The following is a 22,871-nucleotide window of genomic DNA, read 5'->3' as shown; positions in this document are numbered from 1 at the left end:
AAAAGCACAATCTCTCACGCCATCTATCCACGTGGAAGTGCTTCGATAATAATAAATGCCTGTGCCCAAGGAAAATCATCTGTTATACTAAGATGAATAACTGCATCATGATGAGGAGGTAATAACTTTTGAAGTTGCACTTGCGCACGATTTGTTAATTGCATTATTGGTTTACCAGATGGCAAATTAACTACCCCCATGTCTTTCCAATTGATACCACAAGCGATTCCCGTTCCTAAGGCTTTAGCACATGCTTCTTTAGCAGCAAATCTTTTTGCATAGGACGAGGAGCTTTTTTTGAGATTTTCAGATCTATTTCTTTCAATATCCGTAAAAATACGTTGGATAAAACGCTCACCATAACGAACCAACATTTTCTCAATACGTCGTATATCAACCAGATCATTTCCAAGACCAATAATCATAAGATATTACCCGATCTTTCTTAAATTTATTTCTGTTTTAATACAGGCGATGAGCGCTTCTTTAAACGCCTTTTTTTTATAATCTTTTGATATCGCTTTTGTTTAAAACGAACCGTTGCTCTGTAAACACCTATATAAGATAAACCACCAAAAACAACACCTAAAAGAGTTCCCCCTAAAATCATAGGACTCATAATTGTGTCCCATGCGCCTTTAAAGAGGAGAGAGAGATTTGACAATGTCAAACCATTAAATAGAGCACGAATTTGCGAAAGAGAAATCTCTTTGACATCGCTAAAAAGTGATAAACAAAAATACCCTACTTTATAATCAGCCATGACAATCAATAAAAATGTGAGTGGATTAGAAAAAATTGTCCCAATGATTGCGGCAGCAAAGTTTGCACGCAAAAGCCAAGAAAAAAATATTGCCAAAATAATATGCAGCCCAAAGAAAGGTGAACAAGCTAAAAAAACGCCAACAGCAACCCCTAATGCTACTTCATGCGGTGTTGCTGATATACGCAAAATACGTTTATGTATGTAGCAAAATGAGCGAGAAAATGAACGACGTGGCCATAACCAAAGTCGAATACGCGTTACAAAATCTATTGGTTCTCGACGACGAAAAAGCATATGACTCTCAATATACATCTTTTGATGATGAAATAATCTATATCATCCAAATTAATCTTTTTAAGCTTTTGCACAAAAAAAATAGAACGACAATTAAATATTTCGACTGCCTGGTTTAATCGCGGGAAGAACAGAAAGCTCTGCAGGAAGTGCATTACTAGCATAAGAGGTTATCTCGTATTCAGCAAGCGCAATCAATGGAACTCCAACATTGACCTTACCACCAGAACGATCAAGGATACATGCACTAGCCAATACCTCTGCTCCTGCTGCAACAAGCGCTTCAATAGTCTCACGAATGGAAAGACCCGTTGTTACAATATCTTCAACAATAACAACCCGTGCACCCTTCTTGATTTCAAAACGACGCAATTCAAAGATGCCATTTACACGCTCTACCCAAAGAGAAGGAACACCAAGGTGACGTGAAGTTTCATAGGAAGGAATAAGACCACCAATTGCGGGACCAACAACATAGTCAATTTTTCCCTCGATAGATTTTTTGATTTTTTCAGCCAATCCACGACATAACTTTTCCGTCAAGTTAGCATGCATGAATACTTTCGCTTTTTGCATATAAGTCGCACTATGGCGCCCCGATGTTAAAATAAAATGCCCTTCTAGAATAGCATCTGCTTGTTTAAAAATATCAATGACATCTTGTGTATTCATTGCAAAATCTTTCTTTTTATCCATGAACCCGCCGTACTGTACTTACTGAACCTGCCTTTTTTAACTGAGAAAAAATACGATTCAAATGTTTTAAATCCCACACTTCCAAATCAATCATAATTTCTGTAAAATCTGGTGCTGTACGGATAAAAGATAAATTTTGGATATTGGCATCGTTAGCAGAAATTATTTGTGTAATTTCAGCCAAAGAACCAGGACTATTTACAACCAAAATATTCATCCGTGCAGGAAAACGTTCATTCATTTGGGCATCAATATCCCAGCGAACATCAATCCATCGTTCTGGCTGATCATCATACGCCATCAAAGCTGAAGACTGTATTGGATAAATAACGATCCCAGCTCCTGGCTGCATAATACCAACAATCCGATCTCCAGGTACTGCTCCTTCCGGTGAAAAACGTACGGGTATATCTCCACGGGTTCCTCTAATAGGCAATGCTTTAGATTGATGATTCTCGACCTTTGCATTCTTTTCATTTTCTGGAACTTTAAAAATCATACCTTGAGCATTTTCAATATTAAACCAACCTTCTTCCCCAGGCCTAAAAGATGACTTTTGTACCACACGGTGATCTTGATAATCAGGATAAACCGCTTTAATCACATCAGCGGAAAACAGCTCTCCACGCCCAACAGCAGCCAATACATCCTCTACATCTTTACGTGCTAAACGTGGCAAAACTTTCTTCAAAAGGTCTTTTGAAAATTGCTTTCCCATATATTCAAATGAACGCTCGAGAATACGATATCCTAAACCCGAATATTGTTTACGTACCGCTGCACGACTTGCTCGTCGAATAGCTGAACGTGCTTTACCCGTGACAACAAGAAATTCCCATGCTGCTGGCGGAATTTGAGCGTGTGAGCGAATAATATCAACCTCATCACCATTTTTTAATTTGGTCATTAAAGGCATAATACGACCATTGATTTTTACACCCACACAAGAATCACCGATGTCTGTATGGACGGCATAAGCAAAATCAATAGGCGTAGCTCCTTTAGGAAAAGCAATTAATCGACCTTTCGGCGTAAAACAAAAAACTTGGTCTTGAAAAAGCTCAAGTTTTGTATGTTCTAAAAACTCTTCTGGATTATCTCCATCAGACAAAGATTGTATCGTTTGACGCAACCATGCATAGGCATTCGTTTCACTTGATAACTTCACAGTCGAATAATTGGAACCATGCTCTTTATAGATGGAATGAGCAGCAACCCCATATTCAGCAACTTCATCCATAGCAGCCGTTCTAATTTGCAACTCAACACGTTGTCTTGAAGGGCCAACAATTGTTGTATGAATAGAACGATAATCATTTTGCTTTGGTATAGAGATATAATCTTTGAAACGACCAGGAACCATTGGCCATGTCGTATGAATGACACCAAGAGCACGATAACAATCATTCACGGACTCAACAATCACACGAAATCCAAAAATATCCGATAATTGTTCAAAAGATAATGCTTTACTTTCCATTTTGCGAAAAACTGAATAAGATTTTTTCTGACGGCTTTTAACATCTGCTTTAATGCCATGCTCGAAAAAAAGTTTTGTCAATTCATTTTCAATTGTGGAAAGCAAATCACGGTTGTGTTTCAATAATTCAGAAAGTCGATTGGTAATCGTACGATAACCTTCTGGATTTAAATAAAAGAAAGAGAGATCCTCTAATTCCTCACGCATATCCTGCATACCCATACGACCTGCAAGTGGCGCATAGATATCCATCGTCTCTTCAGCAATTCGCCGACGTTTATCATCACGCATAACACCAAGGGTACGCATATTATGAAGACGATCAGCAAGTTTGACTAAAAGAACACGAACATCATCAGAAATAGCAATAAGAAGTTTACGAAGATTTTCTGCTTGTACGGCTTTCTTTGATACAAGATCAAGCTTATTAAGCTTTGTAAGCCCTTCAACCAACTTCCCAATTTCAGAACCAAAAAGCTGATCAATTTCTGCTCGTGTAGCGCTTGTATCTTCAATTGTATCATGCAAAAGAGCAACAGCAATCGTTGCCTCGTCCAACCGCATATCTGTCAAAATAGCAGCAACTTCTAAAGGATGAGAAAAATAAAGATCACCTGATGCACGCTTTTGATGTGCATGCTTTTTCATTGCATAATCATAGGCCCTGTTTAAAAGAGCCTCATCTACGTCAGACTTGTAACGTTGAACACGTCCAACAAGCTCACACTGACGCATCATACGAGCATATCCTTTATCTTTTCACACCTCTAATCTTTATTGAACATGTCCTATCAATAAAAGACAAGAAAAATAATTGCTCCTTACATGACAAGGTATCTTTACTCCTGTAACATAAATTGCTGCAATTAATAATCGTCACTTTTTTCTGGAACAACCAAACCTTCAATACCCGCTAAAAGCTCTTCTTCTGACATATGATCAAATGAAGTACCTTCTTCTTGCGACGACGTATTAAAAACACTTTCAGCTTCACCTGAATGGGTAATAAATTCACTTGCCATTTCTGGCTCATCTACTTCCACATGCTTTTGCAACGAATGAATAAGGTCTTCCTTTAAATCAGCAGGCGACAATGTTTCTTCTGCTATTTCACGCAAAGCAACAACTGGATTTTTATCATTATCACGATCAACCGTAATCTGCGCTCCTTGTGAAATCTGACGCGCCCGATGACCTGCTAAAAGTACCAATTCAAAGCGGTTGTCAACTTTATCAATACAATCTTCTACCGTTACGCGGGCCATTTATGCCTCTTTCTCAAATAAAAAAAATTTAATAGCGGATAAAGGAGTATATACAATAATCAAAATAAAACACAAGAAAAACAACACAAACTTTTATATTTTTTGATTAAAGAACTTATTTAAAAAAATTCTTGGAAAATTTATAAAAATGTATGACCTATTCATGCTCGTTATCAAAATTTCTTTTAAAAGCATTCCAATAGATTGACTTCAAACGAAGGGAGGTCTTTCTTGACAAAATACTTGTCTGGAGTCCTTATCCTTTTAAAAGGAATACCTGCTGTTTAAACCCTTTGCAATAACAGCAGCCTTATACATACTTTTTATGATAATATCTTTATCTAAAGAGACAACTTTTTTTCTTTGAACATCATGTGTATTGCACTCTTATTCATCGAATAAATTACTGAAAGATGACCTCTCTTTACACAATAATGAGCAATAAGTTTATATTAAACTTTCTTCTAAAAAAGTTTATTTATATTCATTATAGATTGTTTATCAAAACATAACCCGTCATATACGCTATATAAAGACTCAAAAAAATAGAAAAACGATTGATGCCTAACACCATGAATAGCCAATTAACATCACTTTGCCCAGAACCACCCCAAAATTGCAATTTATGTCCTAGGCTTCATCAATTTATCGCTGGCTGGCGTGTAAAAGAACCAAGTTGGTATAACGCACCGGTGCGCCCATTCTTTCCTTATAAAGGGCCAGATACAACACGCCTTCTTATTGTTGGGCTTGCTCCTGGATTACGCGGAGCAAATCGAACTGGACGTCCATTTACTGGTGATTATGCTGGGCACTTACTTTATTCAACTTTAAAAAAGTTTGGTTTTGCCCAAGGAACCTTTGAAGAAAGAGCAGACGATACTCTTGAACTTATTGATGCAGCAATTGTTAACTCTGTTCGTTGTGTTCCACCAGAAAATAAACCCACCGGTGCAGAAATTAACACGTGCCGCTATTTCTTCTCACCTCTTTTAACAAATCTTCCCAAACTTAAAGCCGTTATTACCTTAGGCACCATTGCGCACCATTCAACGATACGTGCCCTTAATGCAAAAGTTTTAGCTCACCCTTTTGGACACGGCGAAATCAATAACATCGGCAGATTACGCATCTTTTCGAGCTATCACTGTTCTCGTTATAATACAAATACTGGACGTTTGACAGACGCCATGTTTCATCAAATCTTTCAAGCAGCAAAAACATACTTAGATCAATGCTAAAACTGTTTTAAACAGCGCTATGAATAAAGAATATCTAGATCGCATCCATTAGCCATACCTTTTTAAAAGTCTTGCTTTCTCACGTCCCCAATCACGTTTTTTTTCCGTTTCACGCTTATCATGAAGCTTTTTCCCCCGCGCTAGAGCGATCTCCAACTTAACGCGCCCTCGTTCATTAAAATAAAGTTTGAGAGGAACAAGTGTCATTCCTTCACGAGACGTTGCATTAAAAAAACGTGCCATCTCACGTTTTGAAAGTAATAATTTGCGCAAACGTCGTGGTTCATGATTAAAACGATTAGCCTGCGTATATTCAGGAATATAGCTGTTTACTAACCATAATTCCCCATTCTCAAAACTCGCATAGCTTTCAGCAATATTGGCATGATTAGAACGTAAGGACTTCACTTCCGCTCCCTGAAGGACAAGACCAGCCTCGAGATTATTAAGGATTTCAAAATTAAAACGTGCTTTACGATTGTCAGCAATTATTTTCCGTACGGGCGCGTTCTTTTTTTTATTCATGGCTTTGTCAATATCATTTTATGCTTTTAAAAGACCAGCATGACTGAGGGCTGCATCAATAATCTTCTTTGTTCTTTCTGTTAATGGAACAATAGGAGAACGCACAGTATCACCACAAAATCCTAATTTTGCAGCAGCATATTTAATACCTGCTGGACTAGGTTCAATAAACACAGCACGATTAAGAGGCATCAAGCGATCATTTAATTCTCGTGCTGTTTTATAATCACCACGAAAACAAGCGGCTTGAAGCTCTGCACAAAGCTTTGGAGCAACATTAGAGGAAACTGAAATACACCCCATACCTCCATGTGCATTAAAACCTAACGCCGTACAATCATCACCGGAAAGCTGCACAAAATCTTTTCCACACTTTTCACCTTGTTCACTAACGCGCTCAATTCTGCTCGTTGCATCCTTAACACCAATGATATTGTTAAAATCTTGATAAAGGTCTTTCATCGTTTCTACAGCCATATCGATAATAGAACGACCAGGAATATTATAAATTATAATCGGAATAGAAACAGCTTTGGCAATGGAAGAAAAATGCTTGTATAAACCAGATTGATTTGGTCTATTATAATAGGGAGTGACAACCAAAACTGCATCTGCACCAGCTTTTTGCGCGTATTGTGCAAGCTCTACAGCCTCGCTTGTGCTATTTGATCCCGCTCCAGCAACAACAGGAACACGCTTTGCAACCTGCTCAACACACAATTCTATAATCCGCTTATGTTCTTCATGACTTAACGTTGCTGATTCACCTGTTGTCCCAACAGGGCTTACACCGTTAATCCCTTGTGTGATCTGCCATTCAACAAAATCACAAAACGCCTTCTCATCAATCGCGCCCTTGTTATCAAACGGTGTGATAAGCGCAGTTATAGCTCCCTTGAGCATGATAAACTCCCTATAATGTTTGCTTTTATTTTTTTATAATCGCCTTTTATAAATTTTAAATAGAGCATAATCTTGCTCTATCATTGAAGCAAGATGAATTTCAAAAAAAGCCCCCATAAGATGAAAATGTCCCTCCTTAAATGTTGAACATTTCTTTAAAATAAGCCGTCTATATTAACGCGTTTTTCATGCTTGTGTTCTATAAATCCTTAAGTTTTTACAAAAAGCAAGGTCTCAAGGTCTTTTCTCTATGCGTGTATTTTCCACCTCTCTTTTCGTATCAACCTTTACTACACTTATACTGGCAATAAGAATTTTATTTTCAAGTGCATACGCGCAAACACCCCTTTTGCAAGGGAAAGTACCAATCCCTTTGGTTCGCCCTACTCCCTTTACCGCAAAAGAAGCTCAAGAATCTCTTCAACAGATACACACTACATCACACAATACTGCTACACTTCAGCAACTGAAAACTGGGCTAGATGCACTAGCAAACAACAATATTGCAAAAACAATAAATCTTCGTAATTCAATGGAAAAACATAGCCTTGATCGTCATATTTTGACATGGGCGCTGGGGGTGTCAAACCAAGCTAATATACCCAGTTCTGAAATATTTAATGCAATCAACATGCTAAAAGGATGGCCAGGTATAGAAACGATGCAACGCAATGCTGAACGTGCTTTTCTTAACGAAACCAACGTCACACGCGCAATCATCCAAAAATTTTCTCATCACCCGCCCCAAACAGCACAAGGGATGGCTCTCTTCGCTAAAGCACTTATCGCAACGGGACAAACCACTCGTGCTCAACACGTTATTGCGCCATGGTGGCATAAAACACAGCTTAATGCAAAAGAAGAAGTATTTGTTCTTAAAAATGCAAACGCTGCATTAAAACCTATTGATCATTTGAAACGCATGCAGTTTATGCTGTATGCACATCGTTTTGATTCAGCAGCACGCGTTGCAAAATTAGCCCATGCTCAATCTCTTTTTAATGCTTTTGTGGCCGTTGAAAAAAATGATCCTAGAGCTACACAAAAATTAAAAGCTGTAGAGAGATCATGGCAAAAAGATCCTCTTTTTCAGTTTGCTCGAATACGCCATCTTCGACGAACAGAGCAATATGATGCGGCCGCAGCACTCATGATGAAAACATCAAAAGATGCATTTCGCCTTATGAACCCTCATTCATTGTGGAAAGAACAACGCGCCCTTTCTCGTGAAATGCTCGATTTAAACAAACCAAAAATTGCTTATCAACTCGTTGCAATGCACACTGGTATAACATCTGCATTAGCCGTCGATGCTGAGTTTCATGCAGGATGGTATGCACTACGGTTTCTTCATAACCCTAAATTGGCAATGCAGCATTTTTCACGTATTCCTCAACTCTCTTCTTTACCTTTTTATGCATCACGTGGATATTACTGGATGGGACGAACAGCAGAAGCGCTAAAAGAGCATCAAAATGCCCAGCAATACTTTCATCGCGCAGCTCATTTTGGTGCAACTTACTATGGTCAATTAGCCGCTGCACGACTCAACCAAAAAAAGCTTAAAGTTTTCTTTCCCAAACCAACAACCGCTGAGCGACAACATTTTAGTGCACGAAAAGCGATCAAAGCAATTCAACGTCTTGAAGCAGCCGGCTATGCTGATTTTGCTAAAATTTTTTATAGAGAGCTCGGAAAAAAAATAGAAAGCCCCGGTGAATTAGCTCTTCTGGCTGTTATGGCAGAAAAAAATGGAGACTATTATACCAGCCTCAAAATTGGAAAAATGGCTGTTTTTCAGGGGAAAAATGTCGGTGCACTCTCTCATCCTCTGGGAGCTATACCAGCTTCTGCTCATATTTCTGTAGAAGAAAAATCGCTTATCTATGCCATTGCACGCCAAGAAAGCGAATTTAATCCAACAGCCATATCAAAAGCAGGTGCACAAGGTATACTCCAATTGCTTCCTACAACAGCAAAAGCACTGGCAAAAAAATACTCAATCGCATGGTCTCCTAAAAAATTTAGCAGTGATGCTCATTATAATGCAACATTAGGTGCTCATTTTCTCAATGAACAATTAGAACGTTTTAATGGATCCTATATACTAACTCTTATTGGCTATAATGCGGGTCCCCGTCGAGTCAATGAATGGATAAAACGTTATGGCGATCCTCGAGGTCAATCTCTCGATAACGTCATTGATTGGATTGAACGTATTCCTTATACAGAAACACGTAATTACGTGATGCGTGTCATGGAAAATTATGGTGTCTACAAAGCAAGACTCACTGGGAAAATAGATATAAAAACCGACTTGCTTTCTGGTCGACGGAAATAATATGCCTTAACTTCCCAAATAGCATTTGAAAGCGTTGATAAGAAGTATTTTTATTCCTTTTTAAATAGTACCATACCCACTTTCTTAGGACGTATAAGAAAGTAATTTTAATTGATTCAGTATTAATAAATTCGAAATGAGAAAACCCTACGCTATTTGGGTCTTTTATTTTAAATACAAAATGATGAATTATCATTATAAATCAACAGGTAGTACAAATAATTCCTTTCTTCTCAACATAGACGACAATATCATAGAGATTACAAATATAAGAGAAGAGTGAAACAAATAGCTCATCCTTTTACTGTTGCTTATTAGTCAATATTCAAATCTTGTGAAACAGCATCTTTTAAGACTATTTTTTCCTGCTTATAACATTTCTATAACAAATAAGAGTACGTTATTATATATATCGTTTGGATTATCTCTGATAACAGAAAGACAGACTCATTGAGTTAGAAAGCCTTAAAGACAAACAATTCTCTTCTGCCCCTTCCCTTTTCATTCGGTTCTACGACTTTTAAATATGTCAATATCTTTTAATGATGAAGATGAAGCTTTGCTTTTTTCTTATTTTTACATATAAGCTCACATCCTTCACACAAAACAGAGCATCCCAAAATAGTATGTTTTTCTTATTTATATTATTGTTTTATTTTAATGTTTCTAAGTCCATTTCACAACGGTGTATCTGAAAAGTACTTACGAAAATCCTCTCATGAATGGTATAAAAATCGATTAGACCTTTAATTAATAAAAGCTATAGCTCTATCATCCCTTAACTCCCAATGTTGCAAAAGCCCTTTCATTTAGAGCACTCATAAGAAGTATATTCACTGCTTTTTAGAAGTTTTTTATCCATGCTCCTCCTCAACTTGTATCATAAGTAAGCGGATGGTTTTGATTGATTCAACATCAAAAAAATTCGAATAAATTATATTTGAACTTTCATTAAAATTATAAATCAATATATTATAAGAAAAGCGCCCCGCATAAAAAATCAGCTAAATATTAGGGATACTCTAATTGTTTTATTCACTTTTGATGGTGGTGGTGGTGGAAAAGAACCAACGCGTCGAAGGGCTGCCATCGCTAATCGATCAAGTTCCGGGTCACCAGCAGAGACTGCTACACGACTAGAAAAAATACTCCCCTGCTCATGCACCATAAATTCTAACTTCACCGTTCCTTTTGTACGATTGGTGCGCTGTCCCACAATATAATTTTTTTGCCTTTCTAATTGTGACTGTACCTTTGCTAACCACTCCATTAACAACATATCTTCAAGCCCTGCTGTCCCGCCGCCCTTGTTGATGGAAGAAGAACGTACCGCCTTTGCATTGGAGCGCTTTACTACAGCCTTTGGCATCGGTATTGTTTTTTTGATAAACGCTTTATGCTCCACTTTTTGAGGTAGGGGTTCTTCCAAAGGCTTTAAGTCATCTTGTTCTACTATATGCTGAGGTTCTTCCGATTGAATTTCATCCACGGATTCCAATCCTTCTGACTCCTGCTCTAGGAGATCAGACTGTAATACTTCTTGCTCTGTATTAATATCCGACTCTCTATGAATATCTGGCAAGTCTGTATCAACATCCGGATATACAGTTTCTTGCATAAAAGTCAGCATAATCTCCGACGAGAGCAAACCATTACTTATACCAGTACTTTGAAAATAAAACTGTGCTGCCAATAATACATGCAAAAAGAAAGCCCCAATAAATGCACCAATCCAAAGAGTTAATAATTGTTTCGTATTTGCAAAATTCATCGTTTCTTCTGCCACTATTTTAAGCTTAATATTGGTGTTCAATCTCATTAAAACAGGCTATTTTGAAATTGCAACTTTTTTCTTGACTGATTTTGTCATGTTTAATATGGTCTTCTAATGATTTTGTGCCGTTGTCAAAATCATTCCTACTTGGCTGGCAAGTTTTAATCAGTGAGTCCAGCCTTTTTGTATTAAAAAATTTCAAAACAGAGAGGGGATGTTTAAAAGGGTTATGATGTGTTATGCAAATAAGACGAAAAAATATCTATAAAAGCTGTGTAATTTTAAGTGCATTATCGGTCTGTATACCTTCATTTGTTTTTGCACAAAATAAAGATGGAAGTGCTGTCACTGAACTCAAACCAATCCTTATTAAAGGAAAAAAAATAGAAGATGCTTCAAATTCAATAACCATTCTGACTGATCGTAAGACCAACAAGAATATTGATGAAAGACAAATAACTGATGTTTATGATGTGAGTCGTCTTAATCCTTCCGTATCCTATAACTCAGAAAATAACAGTTTCGTTATTCGGGGTTTAGATGCAAACCGTGTTCTTACGACAATGGATGGTATTTCTCTTCCATGGTTTAATGATATATTCCGTGGTGGAGGTGGAAACACAACTTTTGATTTCAATGCTCTTTCTACGTTTGATACTATTCAGGGATCAGATTCTAGTCTTTATGGTTCTGGTGCCTTAGGGGGAATCATTGCGTTGCGTACCCTTGATCCTGAAGACCTGATCGTGGAAGAAAAGAATTGGGGAAGCCTTATAAAAGGTGGTTATAATTCTGTTGATAACAGCTGGCGCATCGATCAAGCTTTTGCTGTGCGTAATTACCGGACATTTTTACTTTTTCAAGGATCTTATGTAGAAGGTCATGAGCGCAAAAATATGGGAACAGTAGAAGGGTATGAGGAACGCACGCGCAAAAACCCTTCTCACTTTGATAAAAATAACTTGCTTTTTAAAATTCATCAATATTTGAGTGATAATCACCGCCTTGGTTTTACCGCAGAGCGTTTTGGTCATAATAGTAACACACATGAATTAAATTCGTCTAAAAGATACGCTCCAGGTTCCGTTTATGAGCAGGATAATAAACTTCGTGAGCGCTTTTCTCTTTCTTATAATTATAATGGCAATGGTGATGCAGTTCTTGATGCGTTTAATGGGCAGCTTTATTGGCAAAGGCAATCAAGTCGTTACGTTATGACAGGTGTTCGTGTTTCAGCTCCCAAAGGGGATTATTTGAGAGATAATTTCTTACGTAATATCAATTATGGTTTCAATGCTGATGCCCTTAAAAAAGTGGATTTTGGCACTATAAACCATACGTTAAAGTTTGTAATGAATGTTTCGTCATCTAAATTTCATCACTATTTGTTAGGTAAAGACAATTGTCATATAAAAGAATACGCTCGGGGATGTCTTTTTGTTCCTGCTAATCGATCAGATTCACCAGACACAAATGGTTACAATTTAGGTTTTGTTTTTGAAGATGAAATTGGGTTGGCTGATGATCGTTTTCGTGTAACACCGGGAATCCGGTATGATTGGTACAAATATGTTCCTCAGAAAACACCTTCTTATGAGAAAGCACTGATTTCTGATAAATTCCCTCCAGAAAGAAGTGGTTCACGCTTTTCTCCTAAATTACGCGTGGAGTGGGATGTTCGTAATCAAGTAACGCTCTATGCTCAGTGGGCACAGGCTTTTCGTGCACCACGTATTTCAGAACTTTACGTCTCTTATATCAAACCTTCTGCTTATTACGTGAAAGGGAATCCTGATCTTCAACCAGAAACAAGCAATGGGTATGATGTTGGTCTACGGTATGGAAATGTAAATTTCGGTGGTTCCTTCAATGCCTTTTTCAATCAATATAAGAATTTCATAGATACTGAGGATAGGGGGCCATCAGAGGAATTTAGATTTGCGCGTCGGCATTACATGAATCGTTTTCACGTGCAAATTTTTGGTGTTGAGACAAAAGCTCATTTAGTTCTTAAAAATGGTTTTCATAGCAATGTTGCTCTTGCTTATTCACAAGGAAAAGATCTTGATAAAAAGGAGTATCTTAACTCGATTCCTCCTTTGAAAGCAGTTATCGGATTAGGATATGCAAAAGAGGTTTGGGGAAGCGATATTATCCTTACTTTGGCAGCTAAACGTGACAAAGTAGCCGGAGAATCTGATTACCAAAAAATTCCAGGATATCATGTCGTTGATATGACAGGGTGGTGGAAACCATTCGGTGAAACGGGACCTATTCTAAGAGCCGGTGTTTATAATCTTTTCAATACAAAATATTGGAATGTATCTGAACTTCCTTCAGGTAAAAGTTCAACACCAAAAGATTATTATAGCCAGCCTGGTCGTAACTTTAAGGTGTCGTTTGTACAAAAGTTTTAGTCACTTCTGTTAATTATTCGGTCAATAAAATCGTATTGATAAAAGGATTAATTATTGTGTTTCTATTTTCAACATCTTTAAAATTACAAAGATTTGGTAGAAAAGTTTTAATTCTTTCTGTTTTATCGTTTTTTGATTGCTCAGCTGTTGGCGATAGAGTGTTATTTTGTGATAGATTGAACTCTTAAAAGAATTTAATTTATTGCCTTGGAATTGTAAAATTTGAAAGTTAGTTTTTGAGTTAAGTAACATAAGGTAAATTCATGGCACATACAGCTGAAATGATTCTTCGTTTGCGTGAAGAAAAAAAAGAAATGCGAAACCGCGATTTTGCGGTTTCGATTGGTATATCTGAAGCGGAGCTTATTGCGGCTTATTGTACCATTGGAAAAGCAAAAAGGCTACAAACCGATGTTGCTACTCTCTTGGAAAATGCACCTCGACTTGGAACCGTCATGGTCTTAACTCGCAATGAATATGCTGTTCACGAAATAACGGGACGCTTTGAAAAAATTGTTCAAAACGAACATATTCCTATCACACTTGGTGAAATTGATTTGCGTATTTTTACAAAACAATGGAAGTTCGGTTTTGAATATGATGTCGTTATTCTTGGAAAACCTACAAAAAGTCTGCAATTCTTTGATCAACATGGCGTTGCTATTTTAAAGGTCTATTCTAAAGATATGACAAATATGGACGAGTGGAATAAGCTTGTTGAAAAGCTCCTTCTTGAAGATCAGTCTCCTGTTCTTAACATTCTTCCCGTTTCTCTCCCAGCCCAATGTGACATAACAGAATTGGATATTGAGAGTTTTCGGGATCGTTGGCGGAAAATGACAGATGTACACCAACTTCACAAAATTATTTCCGAATTTAAAATTAATCGACATCATGCTGTAAAATATGTTGGTAATGAATTTGCCGATGAATTACAGGTAAATGCTGTTGAAATAATGCTTAACCAAGTCGCACAACAAGAACTGCCAATCATGTGTTTTGTTGGGAATAAAGGGTGTATTCAAATTTTTAGTGGGACTGTAAAAAATATTAAGCAAATGGGACCTTGGCTTAATGTTCTTGATCCAAGATTTGACCTTCATTTACTCACGTCCGGGATTGCTAGAGTATGGCATGTTCGCAAACCTACCCGTGATGGTTATGTCAGTTCACTTGAAGTTTTCGATAAAGATGATGAGATGGTTATTCAATTTTTTGGCGTACGCAAGGAGGGTCAAAAAGAACGTGAAGATTGGCGTTCTTTATTGAATAGTTTGCCATCATGCCAAGAAAACAGCAGTAACTAAGATAAGATAAGGTTAGACATGTTCATATCTCTTTTACATAGGTTATCAAACCTTTTTCTTACGTGTTTACTGCTCTCTCTTACTTGTTTTTCTAAACAAGTAATTGCTGAACCTGCAACGCGTTTTCCTGAAAATGCTCGAATTGTTTCTATCGGCGGAGCACTTACAGAAATTGTCTATGCATTGGGAGCCCAAGATCAACTTGTCGCCCGTGATAGTACAAGCGTCTACCCACAAGAAGCGCTCAAGCTTCCTGTGCTTGGATATATGCGTGCTCTTTCACCTGAGGGGGTTTTATCACTTGCTCCAGAGGGTATATTGCTTGTTGAAGGAAGTGGTCCCGCTTCAACAATTGATATTCTCAAAAAAACATCAATACCTCTGGTGATCATACCAGAAGACTACTCCCGTGAAAATGTGATAGAAAAGATTCGCCTCGTTGGTCAAGCCATTCATCGCGAAGTGCAAGCGGCGGCGTTAATTGAGAAATTGAAGCGTAATTTTTTAGACAACGATGCGCTTTTGGCGAAAGTAACAACACCAAAGCGTGTTCTTTTTGTTTTCTCTGTGCAAAATGGACGCGTCATGGCATCTGGAACAGGTACTGCAGCTGATAGTATGATCAAACTTTCAGGTGCTATCAATGCTATCACCGATTATAAAGGATATAAACTTCTCAACGGCGAAGCATTATTGAAATCAGATCCTGATGTTATTTTGCTTGTAAAACATGGTGCAAGATCAATCAGCATTGATAAGATTTTAGCCATACCGGCAATTCAAGCAACAACTGCAGCGAAAAATCATGCCATAAAACAGATGGATGCTATGTATTTTTTGGGATTTGGTCCACGTACTGCAGACGCATCAAGAGAGCTTATTGAGATACTTTATGGTGCACATCAAAACGGTAAGAGCTGATAAAAATGGTAGACGGTACATCCAGGATGCATTTACCTAAAGAAAAAGAAGGTAAAAAAATAAACCGTTCAAAACAGGGGAAGATTTTATTATTAAGCTTAATAATATTCCTTATTTTCAGTATTTTTGGTGGGCTCTTGAATGGTGCAGCAAAGGTTTCTTTCGTTGATCTCCTCCATGTGATGCTTACACAAGATTTTTCGGTAAGTAGTAAAACGCGTGATTACCTCGTGCTCATCGACATAAGGCTTCCCCGTGTTATCTTGGGATTATTGATTGGAGCAGCCTTAGCTGTCTCCGGTGTTCTTATGCAAGGGCTTTTTCGTAATCCTCTTGCAGATCCCGGAATTGTAGGTGTATCAGCAGGTGCTGGACTTGGAGCAGTCTTAGCAATTGTTGTCGGCATTGCTTTTCCTGTTTCTTTTGCACCTTTTCTAGAGCCTTATAAAGTTATCATAGGTGCTTTTTTTGGTGGACTTTTATCAACGATTATTCTCTACATAATAGCAACGCATAACAGCTTTACCTCTATTGCAACCATGCTGCTTGCTGGTATTGCTCTTGGTGCATTAAGCAGTGCTGTTGTCGGAACATTGATTTTTGTCGCAAATGACCAACAACTGCGTGATATCACTTTTTGGAGTCTGGGCTCTCTTGCGGGCGCTACATGGTTGAAAGTATGGCTCGTTCTCCCTTTTATCGTTATTGGTCTTCTTTTCTCTCCCTTTTTATCACGAGCACTTAATGCCCTTGCTCTTGGAGAAGCTGTTGCTGGCCATATTGGTTTCCATATTCAACGCGTCAAAAATATTGCTATTCCCCTTGTTGCTCTTATGTGCGGTAGTGCTGTTGCTGTCAGTGGTGGTATTGGTTTTATTGGTATTATTGTTCCTCATATTTTACGTCAACTCATAGGTCCTGATCATCGCTATCTCATTCCTTGCTCTGCTCTCTTGGGAGCAGCATTACTTATTTTTGCTGATATGTTTGCACGCTTAATTGTTGCCCCAGCAGAATTGCCGATTGGGATTGTAACAGCACTTTTTGGTGCACCTTTCTTTCTATGGATCCTTATATGCAAACGAGGAACAGACTTTTCATGATTGAAGCGACAAATATTTGTGTTCAGCGCGGAAAGAAGCAGATTCTTAAACACATTAATCTTCAAGCTAAAAGTGGTGCTTTTACCATTATTATTGGTCCTAATGGATCAGGAAAAAGTACTTTTATCAAAGCTCTGAGTGGTGAAATTCCTTACAGTGGAAAAATAACCTTAAATGGTTATAATGTATGCCAAACAAAAACTCATGTAATGGCAAAAATGCGCGCTGTACTACCACAATCAACAACGCTCGTATTTCCATTCTTAGTCCATGAAGTTGTAGGGCTTGGCCTTTCTGTAAACCAATTTAGCATTGCCAAAGCCGAATTGCAAAATCTTATCCAGAAAGCTTTAGAGTGCGTTGACCTTTCTGATTATGGCAACCTGTATTATCACCAATTATCAGGTGGAGAACAAGCTAGAGTACAACTTGCCCGTGTACTTTGCCAAGTCTGGAAACCTGTTCATAATGGGATTCCTCGCTGGATGATATTAGATGAACCTATTGCTAGCCTCGATATTCAACATCAAATCATCGTTATGGATATTGCTAAACAATTTGCTCATTCTGGTGGCGGCGTTCTTGCTGTTCTTCATGACCTCAATCTCGCGGCACATTATGCAGATAACATGATCTTGCTCAAGGAAGGTGAGATTTATTGCGAAGGAAATGCAACTAATGTGTTGACAACACAAAATCTCCGCGATGTTTATCATTGTTCTTTAAACGTTTCTGAATTACCTAAAGAAGATATCCCTTTTATACTCCCTCAAACGACATCCTCCTATGAAATTAGATCTCTAGGCTATCGGCTTCAATCTAAAAACTAAAGTCCATAGCAAAATAAAACACGCAAATATTCAAGAATCTTTTTTATTTTCATATGAACTCCTTTTTGTCATCTGTCATTAAAAAAGAAGACCAATTACCCTAAAGATATTTTTGGAAAAAAATACCAGTTTAAAATCTTTTAAGATTTTACGTAACTAAAAACATGTGAAATTTTATTTGCTATCAAACTGTTATATCATACAAATTTATACAACATAAACATGCGTTTTCCCACTCTTTCTATCACTTTTATCTTTATAAAAATGATTCAAGAAATGCGTATAAATGCCTTTGTTATAATAACGGGTGTATTATTATATCTTCTAAGGACCATATAGAAATCAAGTACCTTTCTCCCCTGCATAAAAGATTTATTTGTAGCTTTAATGGTAATGTTTTCTTTATAATACATATACTTTAGCTTATTTGTATAAATAAATATTGATTTACAATGATATTTTTACTTTTCTCTCTCTATTAAAAAATTGTTTATTGGCATATCACAAAGAATTAACCTATTGAATAAAAACTTTAAAATAAACTCAATAACGCTTTTTGTAAGCCCCCTAATGCAAAAACAATGCGGAATATAGGGATGAGGAGAGAGTATAGAAATAGCGTTTGTCTTCTGCTTCATAAGCATAATGATGTTTCCACTCAAAGGGGAACTATCATTTACAGATAAAGCCTCCTACCATGGCAATGCAAAGAAATGAAATCGACAACAAGGTGAGAAATATCTTTATAAGATGAATTAACTCATACAGGGGTATGCTATTTTTGCACAAAAAACGCTAAAAATATTGTACTTTTTTATGCCTCAGGTTGAATAATTTTATTACCTTCCCCTATCAAAACACCTTATGAAAAAATATATCTCCAGATCTCTTCACGGCACAGTTTAAATGATTTTTACACATTTTCCCTATGTTATCATATAATTATAAAATAAATTATATCCTTAACTCTTTCTTTCAATCATTTTAAAATTGTTTTTTGACGCTCTCAAGTATTCTATTAACAATATAGATTTCCTTTTCATATGCATAGAAAATAACGCGGAATTGCTCCGCGTTAACAAAATTATCAAGGTGTATAGATTATTATTACTTAAACATACTCATGATTTTATAGCATAGACAACGGTTGTATTAACAGGGCGCGTTTCTGCCTCACCCGTATGGGAAAGAGTTACCTTGTGTGTATGTGCACCAGCAGAAGCTGTTCTCCCTTTCAGGGTCGTATTATAAGTATAATGATTCGGGAGTCTCCCAATATCACCAACGGGCCATCCTACCCCTTGATACTCAAAATTATGCGCATGCTCGCCTGCGTTTTCAATACTCCCAATATGCGTATGTGATTTTATGCTATCTTGTTGTTCATCTGCAAACTTTCTACCACCATCTAAACCCCGACCATTATCAAAGCCGCGTAAAAACATGCCTCTAAAATCAGGAACTTTAAAAGTTTTATTGCTGTCTTTTCCCCATTTATCACCTATTGCCTCGAATAACTGCGGATAATCTTCACGCTTATAGGCCTTACCATCACATAAAAGCCAACCATTTGGCACATTTTGCATAGCAAATGTTGCAATGAATCCAGAGGGGAAACTTTCTATCTTTGGTGGTGTAGGGTTTAATAAATACCAACCCTCATGCTCTTTTATTAAAACACCATTATTGTATACCATTTCATAAATGCCATCTGTTTGAAATTCTCCACCTTCTAATGGTATAACCCCCGTATCAGTGGCTTTATAGATAAGCTTTTCTCCTATATTATTAACAGTTATTGTTGTCACGCCAATATTTACACCACAAGCTTTAAAACGTATGACGATATCATTGTTGTATTTCTTTATAGGCGAAACTGTCTTTAAGGTAATTAATGTTGTTTTATCTTCCAAATTTACTATAAAGCTTGAATTAATAGATCCACCATTATCTGCAAGATATTCGCGCACGCGCTGCATCATCGCCCTTGCACTATCATTAACAGAACTAGGCGGCTGTCCTTCTGCCCAATTAATGATACTATCTGAATAAGCATTTTCATCAGCCTTTAGAGACCAATCATAGATATTAGACATTTTAAATCCCCCATTATTTTCATAGTTTTTCTAACAACTTCTCGTTCTGTGCACTAAAATGTGCTGCCGCTGTTTATTGGTACATCATAACCACTGCACCATCCTTATTTACGCATTTTATCTCTCTTCACTCCTTCCAATTTTATAACCTAAATTCACCAGACGCTTTTCATAACATTAGTATTAATGCTTTCTCTTCTAATGTATAATGTAACCACCTCATCTGATGTTACTTAATATCTTGTTTTGTTGCTTTGCTGTTGTTATATAATTATTTTTTCAATCTTGCATCTTGTTGCAAAATTTATAAATACTTCCAAAATTTTTCTTATTATGGATTTCATATAACCATTACTGAATGTAATAACTTATCATCCACATAGAAAGTTTCTGACTTAAACATTATCTTTTTTTATTTTTTTCAATAGTTTAAATCTATCTCGTCGATATTTTATACCATATATTTTAAACAAAGAAATTCTATCTTTTGGCTATCATTTGTATTAAAACTTTAAAAATTAGCTTCAAATTTTTTGCATGCTTCATTATGTTTTTATTCACATGCAAATACTTTGTTCTATTTTATTCAATTGATTTCTGAAATTGTGTCACAAGATTAGCACCAATGTTTTTTTGAATAAGCTTTTGTTCAATCTAAATGTATCACAGAGAATATATTCAATATGGACATTTGCTCCACACTTTCATTAAACTGGAAATAAAATACTTTGAAATATTAAATATCACACACCTTCACAAAATTTGAAGGTTGTATCCGATCCGGAAAAAATTAAAAAGCATAACCCAGCCCCTCCCCCAATTTTTATGAACAATGTCCTTGTTTTTTAAACGCCCCACAACCAACTTTTCCCCTCCCACACTTAGCACATCTCCCTCTATATATTATTATATGTATATTTTTTTTGCAAGAACAATAAATCATTCTAAACAACATCTTGCAATTATTGGTGTTCTTCTTAATTCAAGGCAATATTAAAAAGCATTCTCTAAACTGTTTTGCTAACTCATCTGCTTCATCAATCCAAACAAAAAAATACGCTCCATCAATTTTACACTTGCTATACCCTTAACTATCAAAGAAAACACCTTACAAAATCTTGCATAAGTAGCCAGACAATTGGACTATCCATGGCTTGTTTTTTCCAAATAGAATATCCCCTCCACTCATTACCGACTTTATTTTCAGTGTTCTCTGCAACTTTAACTTCTATCTTCCCTTTAAAATACACATCATTTATTAGCTACACCCTTTACACGCCTTTACCAGCTCTAGATGGGATTATTCTTTACTGTTTTTGAAGCTATTGCTATATTTTCTAATGTAAGAAATATTTTCTTTAGGTAATAAAAAAACCAGTAATTTCAGACGTTATAGATGTATAACGCTATACATAATCTTACCATACATGAATGAAATGTGATCTACTTTACAAAAGATATAATACGTATTGATATGAATATATTGATGAATCCACAAAATAAACACACAAAAAGAAAGATGGAAATATGAGTTTTGGAGATCTTATCGTATGTAGTATATTAGGATTTTTGTTTACAATCTTTTCATTGGAGCGGGATGCTTAAAATCGTTACAGTAGAATGGAAAAAAGAATATTTTAGGTGTTCTTTTCTATTCCTTCCAGCATTTTCTTCGTTATTTAGCGCAGTCGCACTACTTAAATATGTTTTTTTGAACAAGACCTAAAAAACAAGCTGTTTTTATATCCTTCATAATGTGCATAACGAGTTTTATGATGTGAGTGGGACAATGCAAAGCGATTATAAAATGCTATGGTACTCCAAATAAAGAATTCTCTGATGCATTTATCGATGAAGACCTTATTGGCGCATTTGCCTATCTATGGAGTGTACCAATCATCACTGGCTGTATAGCTGCAGCTTTTATATGGCTACCATTTATAACACTGTTAATAACAGTAATATTAGTGGGAATTTGGTTACTCTTCCTCATAATTCCCTACTTATTCAAAAATTGTTTTTCCGCAAATTTATTCAATTTTTATCTTGTTTTATAATAATAATAAGATAATTACATTATAAGTAGTAAGTTTTTCTTGCATATAACACATAATTAGTTATTTTTTATCTGTAAATATTGTTGCACGATATCATATGGCTCTTAAATGAATTTACGTATACTTTTGTGCTAAGATACATCCTTTTGCTTTCCTTTCTCTTCCAACTATTTAAAAGTGTTGATGAAATCTTCATATGAAAAGCCAACGTCCATTTTTATCGTTATTTTTTTATTCATCTTCACAATTTTCAAAAGATTCAAGGCAATATTATTTTTATAATAAAGATTAGGTATTGTTTCACGCTTTTGTTTATCGCATTCTTAATGGGAACATCCCCCTCATAAAGAATAAAGTACCCCAAACAAAATATAATGATATTGCATATTACGCACTTTTTAAGAAATATTGCTCAAAATATACTCCTTTTATTTTACGACAGCGCACGTCAATAATAAAATAGTAAGCCATTATAGATCATCAGCTTTAAGCTTTTGAAGATACAAGTGGAATCCATCATACATTTTGTTGGCTCCCACGTTTTGACAGCCTCACTCTTAGAATGTTCATTAAATGACATTTGGCTTCCTTTCTTCAAGTGCTTTGCCCCATACGCTCCCACTTATGACGTGCAAGGAAGTGTTTTTATACGAAAAGATATATGATGAGAGGATCTTATGGTATTCTGAGTTATTATTTTAATATGAAAAAAATCTCAATCAAAGCCATAAACTATCTACTTTTCCCTGATAATCCGTTTTTAACTTTATTCTGGTTTATAAAAGCTTCAATATCATAGTTTATCACTTCATAATATCTATTTTCACTCTTAAAAACACACCAAAATCGTTTAAA

The 22,871-nt window shown here is 36.3% G+C and carries 16 protein-coding genes; 7 read left to right on the top strand and 9 right to left on the bottom strand.

Annotated features, from left to right (window positions below; translation table 11 throughout):
* Positions 1–23 precede the first annotated feature (23 nt).
* The 5 genes from acpS to rpoZ all read right to left on the bottom strand — a co-directional run bounded on the left by acpS (position 24) and on the right by rpoZ (position 4,501).
* Positions 24–425 (bottom strand): holo-ACP synthase, encoded by a 402-nt coding sequence (gene acpS, locus ACFINH_RS00975; RefSeq protein ID WP_375612950.1) that lies wholly within the window; start codon positions 423–425, stop codon positions 24–26.
* A gap of 26 nt (positions 426–451) precedes the next feature.
* Entirely contained in the window at positions 452–1,060 is a 609-nt protein-coding gene (locus ACFINH_RS00970) for a DUF2062 domain-containing protein (protein WP_375631701.1), read from the bottom strand.
* A gap of 93 nt (positions 1,061–1,153) precedes the next feature.
* Positions 1,154–1,732: an orotate phosphoribosyltransferase gene (pyrE, locus tag ACFINH_RS00965; RefSeq protein WP_375631810.1), complete on the bottom strand. Its 579-nt coding sequence runs from the start codon at positions 1,730–1,732 to the stop codon at positions 1,154–1,156.
* A gap of 16 nt (positions 1,733–1,748) precedes the next feature.
* Positions 1,749–3,974, bottom strand: a complete 2,226-nt coding sequence (locus ACFINH_RS00960) for a RelA/SpoT family protein (RefSeq protein ID WP_375631699.1) — start codon at positions 3,972–3,974, stop codon at positions 1,749–1,751.
* Positions 3,975–4,102: 128 nt separating this feature from the next.
* Positions 4,103–4,501, bottom strand: a complete 399-nt coding sequence (gene rpoZ, locus ACFINH_RS00955) for a DNA-directed RNA polymerase subunit omega (protein WP_273791104.1) — start codon at positions 4,499–4,501, stop codon at positions 4,103–4,105.
* A gap of 572 nt (positions 4,502–5,073) precedes the next feature.
* Between rpoZ and ACFINH_RS00950 the strand changes: the two genes are divergently transcribed.
* On the top strand, positions 5,074–5,742 hold the full coding sequence (locus tag ACFINH_RS00950) for a uracil-DNA glycosylase (RefSeq protein WP_375620809.1): 669 nt from the start codon (positions 5,074–5,076) through the stop codon (positions 5,740–5,742).
* A 48-nt stretch (positions 5,743–5,790) separates the two neighbouring features.
* Here ACFINH_RS00950 and smpB read toward each other — a convergent pair whose 3' ends face one another.
* Together smpB and dapA are read right to left on the bottom strand one after the other, a co-directional pair.
* Positions 5,791–6,267 (bottom strand): SsrA-binding protein SmpB, encoded by a 477-nt coding sequence (smpB, locus tag ACFINH_RS00945; protein WP_012231306.1) that lies wholly within the window; start codon positions 6,265–6,267, stop codon positions 5,791–5,793.
* 18 nt (positions 6,268–6,285) lie between these two features.
* Positions 6,286–7,170 (bottom strand): 4-hydroxy-tetrahydrodipicolinate synthase, encoded by an 885-nt coding sequence (gene dapA / locus ACFINH_RS00940; protein ID WP_375612952.1) that lies wholly within the window; start codon positions 7,168–7,170, stop codon positions 6,286–6,288.
* A 250-nt stretch (positions 7,171–7,420) separates the two neighbouring features.
* Here dapA and ACFINH_RS00935 point away from each other — a divergent pair, with 250 nt between their 5' ends.
* The gene (locus ACFINH_RS00935; RefSeq protein WP_375631697.1) at positions 7,421–9,511 is read left to right on the top strand and encodes a lytic transglycosylase domain-containing protein; all 2,091 of its coding nucleotides are present in this window, start codon (positions 7,421–7,423) and stop codon (positions 9,509–9,511) included.
* 1,000 nt (positions 9,512–10,511) lie between these two features.
* On the opposite strand, the gene ACFINH_RS00930 is transcribed toward ACFINH_RS00935, so the two are convergent.
* Positions 10,512–11,282 (bottom strand): energy transducer TonB, encoded by a 771-nt coding sequence (locus tag ACFINH_RS00930; protein WP_375631808.1) that lies wholly within the window; start codon positions 11,280–11,282, stop codon positions 10,512–10,514.
* A gap of 242 nt (positions 11,283–11,524) precedes the next feature.
* Here ACFINH_RS00930 and ACFINH_RS00925 point away from each other — a divergent pair, with 242 nt between their 5' ends.
* From ACFINH_RS00925 to ACFINH_RS00905, 5 genes are all read left to right on the top strand, one after another.
* The gene (locus ACFINH_RS00925) at positions 11,525–13,702 is read left to right on the top strand and encodes a TonB-dependent hemoglobin/transferrin/lactoferrin family receptor (protein ID WP_375631695.1); all 2,178 of its coding nucleotides are present in this window, start codon (positions 11,525–11,527) and stop codon (positions 13,700–13,702) included.
* A gap of 263 nt (positions 13,703–13,965) precedes the next feature.
* On the top strand, positions 13,966–15,009 hold the full coding sequence (locus tag ACFINH_RS00920) for a hemin-degrading factor (RefSeq protein ID WP_375631693.1): 1,044 nt from the start codon (positions 13,966–13,968) through the stop codon (positions 15,007–15,009).
* Between the two features lie 18 nt (positions 15,010–15,027).
* Positions 15,028–15,930 (top strand): hemin ABC transporter substrate-binding protein, encoded by a 903-nt coding sequence (locus tag ACFINH_RS00915; RefSeq protein ID WP_375631691.1) that lies wholly within the window; start codon positions 15,028–15,030, stop codon positions 15,928–15,930.
* 5 nt (positions 15,931–15,935) lie between these two features.
* A complete protein-coding gene (locus ACFINH_RS00910; RefSeq protein WP_375617630.1) occupies positions 15,936–17,033 on the top strand; it encodes a FecCD family ABC transporter permease in 1,098 nt (365 codons plus the stop codon).
* A complete protein-coding gene (locus ACFINH_RS00905) occupies positions 17,030–17,863 on the top strand; it encodes a heme ABC transporter ATP-binding protein (protein WP_375611204.1) in 834 nt (277 codons plus the stop codon). The genes ACFINH_RS00910 and ACFINH_RS00905 overlap by 4 nt, the downstream gene beginning before the upstream one ends.
* Before the next feature lie 1,121 nt (positions 17,864–18,984).
* On the opposite strand, the gene ACFINH_RS00900 is transcribed toward ACFINH_RS00905, so the two are convergent.
* Positions 18,985–19,959, bottom strand: a complete 975-nt coding sequence (locus ACFINH_RS00900; protein WP_375631689.1) for a tail fiber protein — start codon at positions 19,957–19,959, stop codon at positions 18,985–18,987.
* Positions 19,960–22,871: the final 2,912 nt, after the last annotated feature.

The organism is Bartonella sp. AA74HLJMH, assembly GCF_042197045.1.
GTDB lineage: Bacteria > Pseudomonadota > Alphaproteobacteria > Rhizobiales > Rhizobiaceae > Bartonella.
Note: the sequence above shows the minus strand (reverse complement) of the source record. Positions and strands in the feature narration are given on the sequence as shown.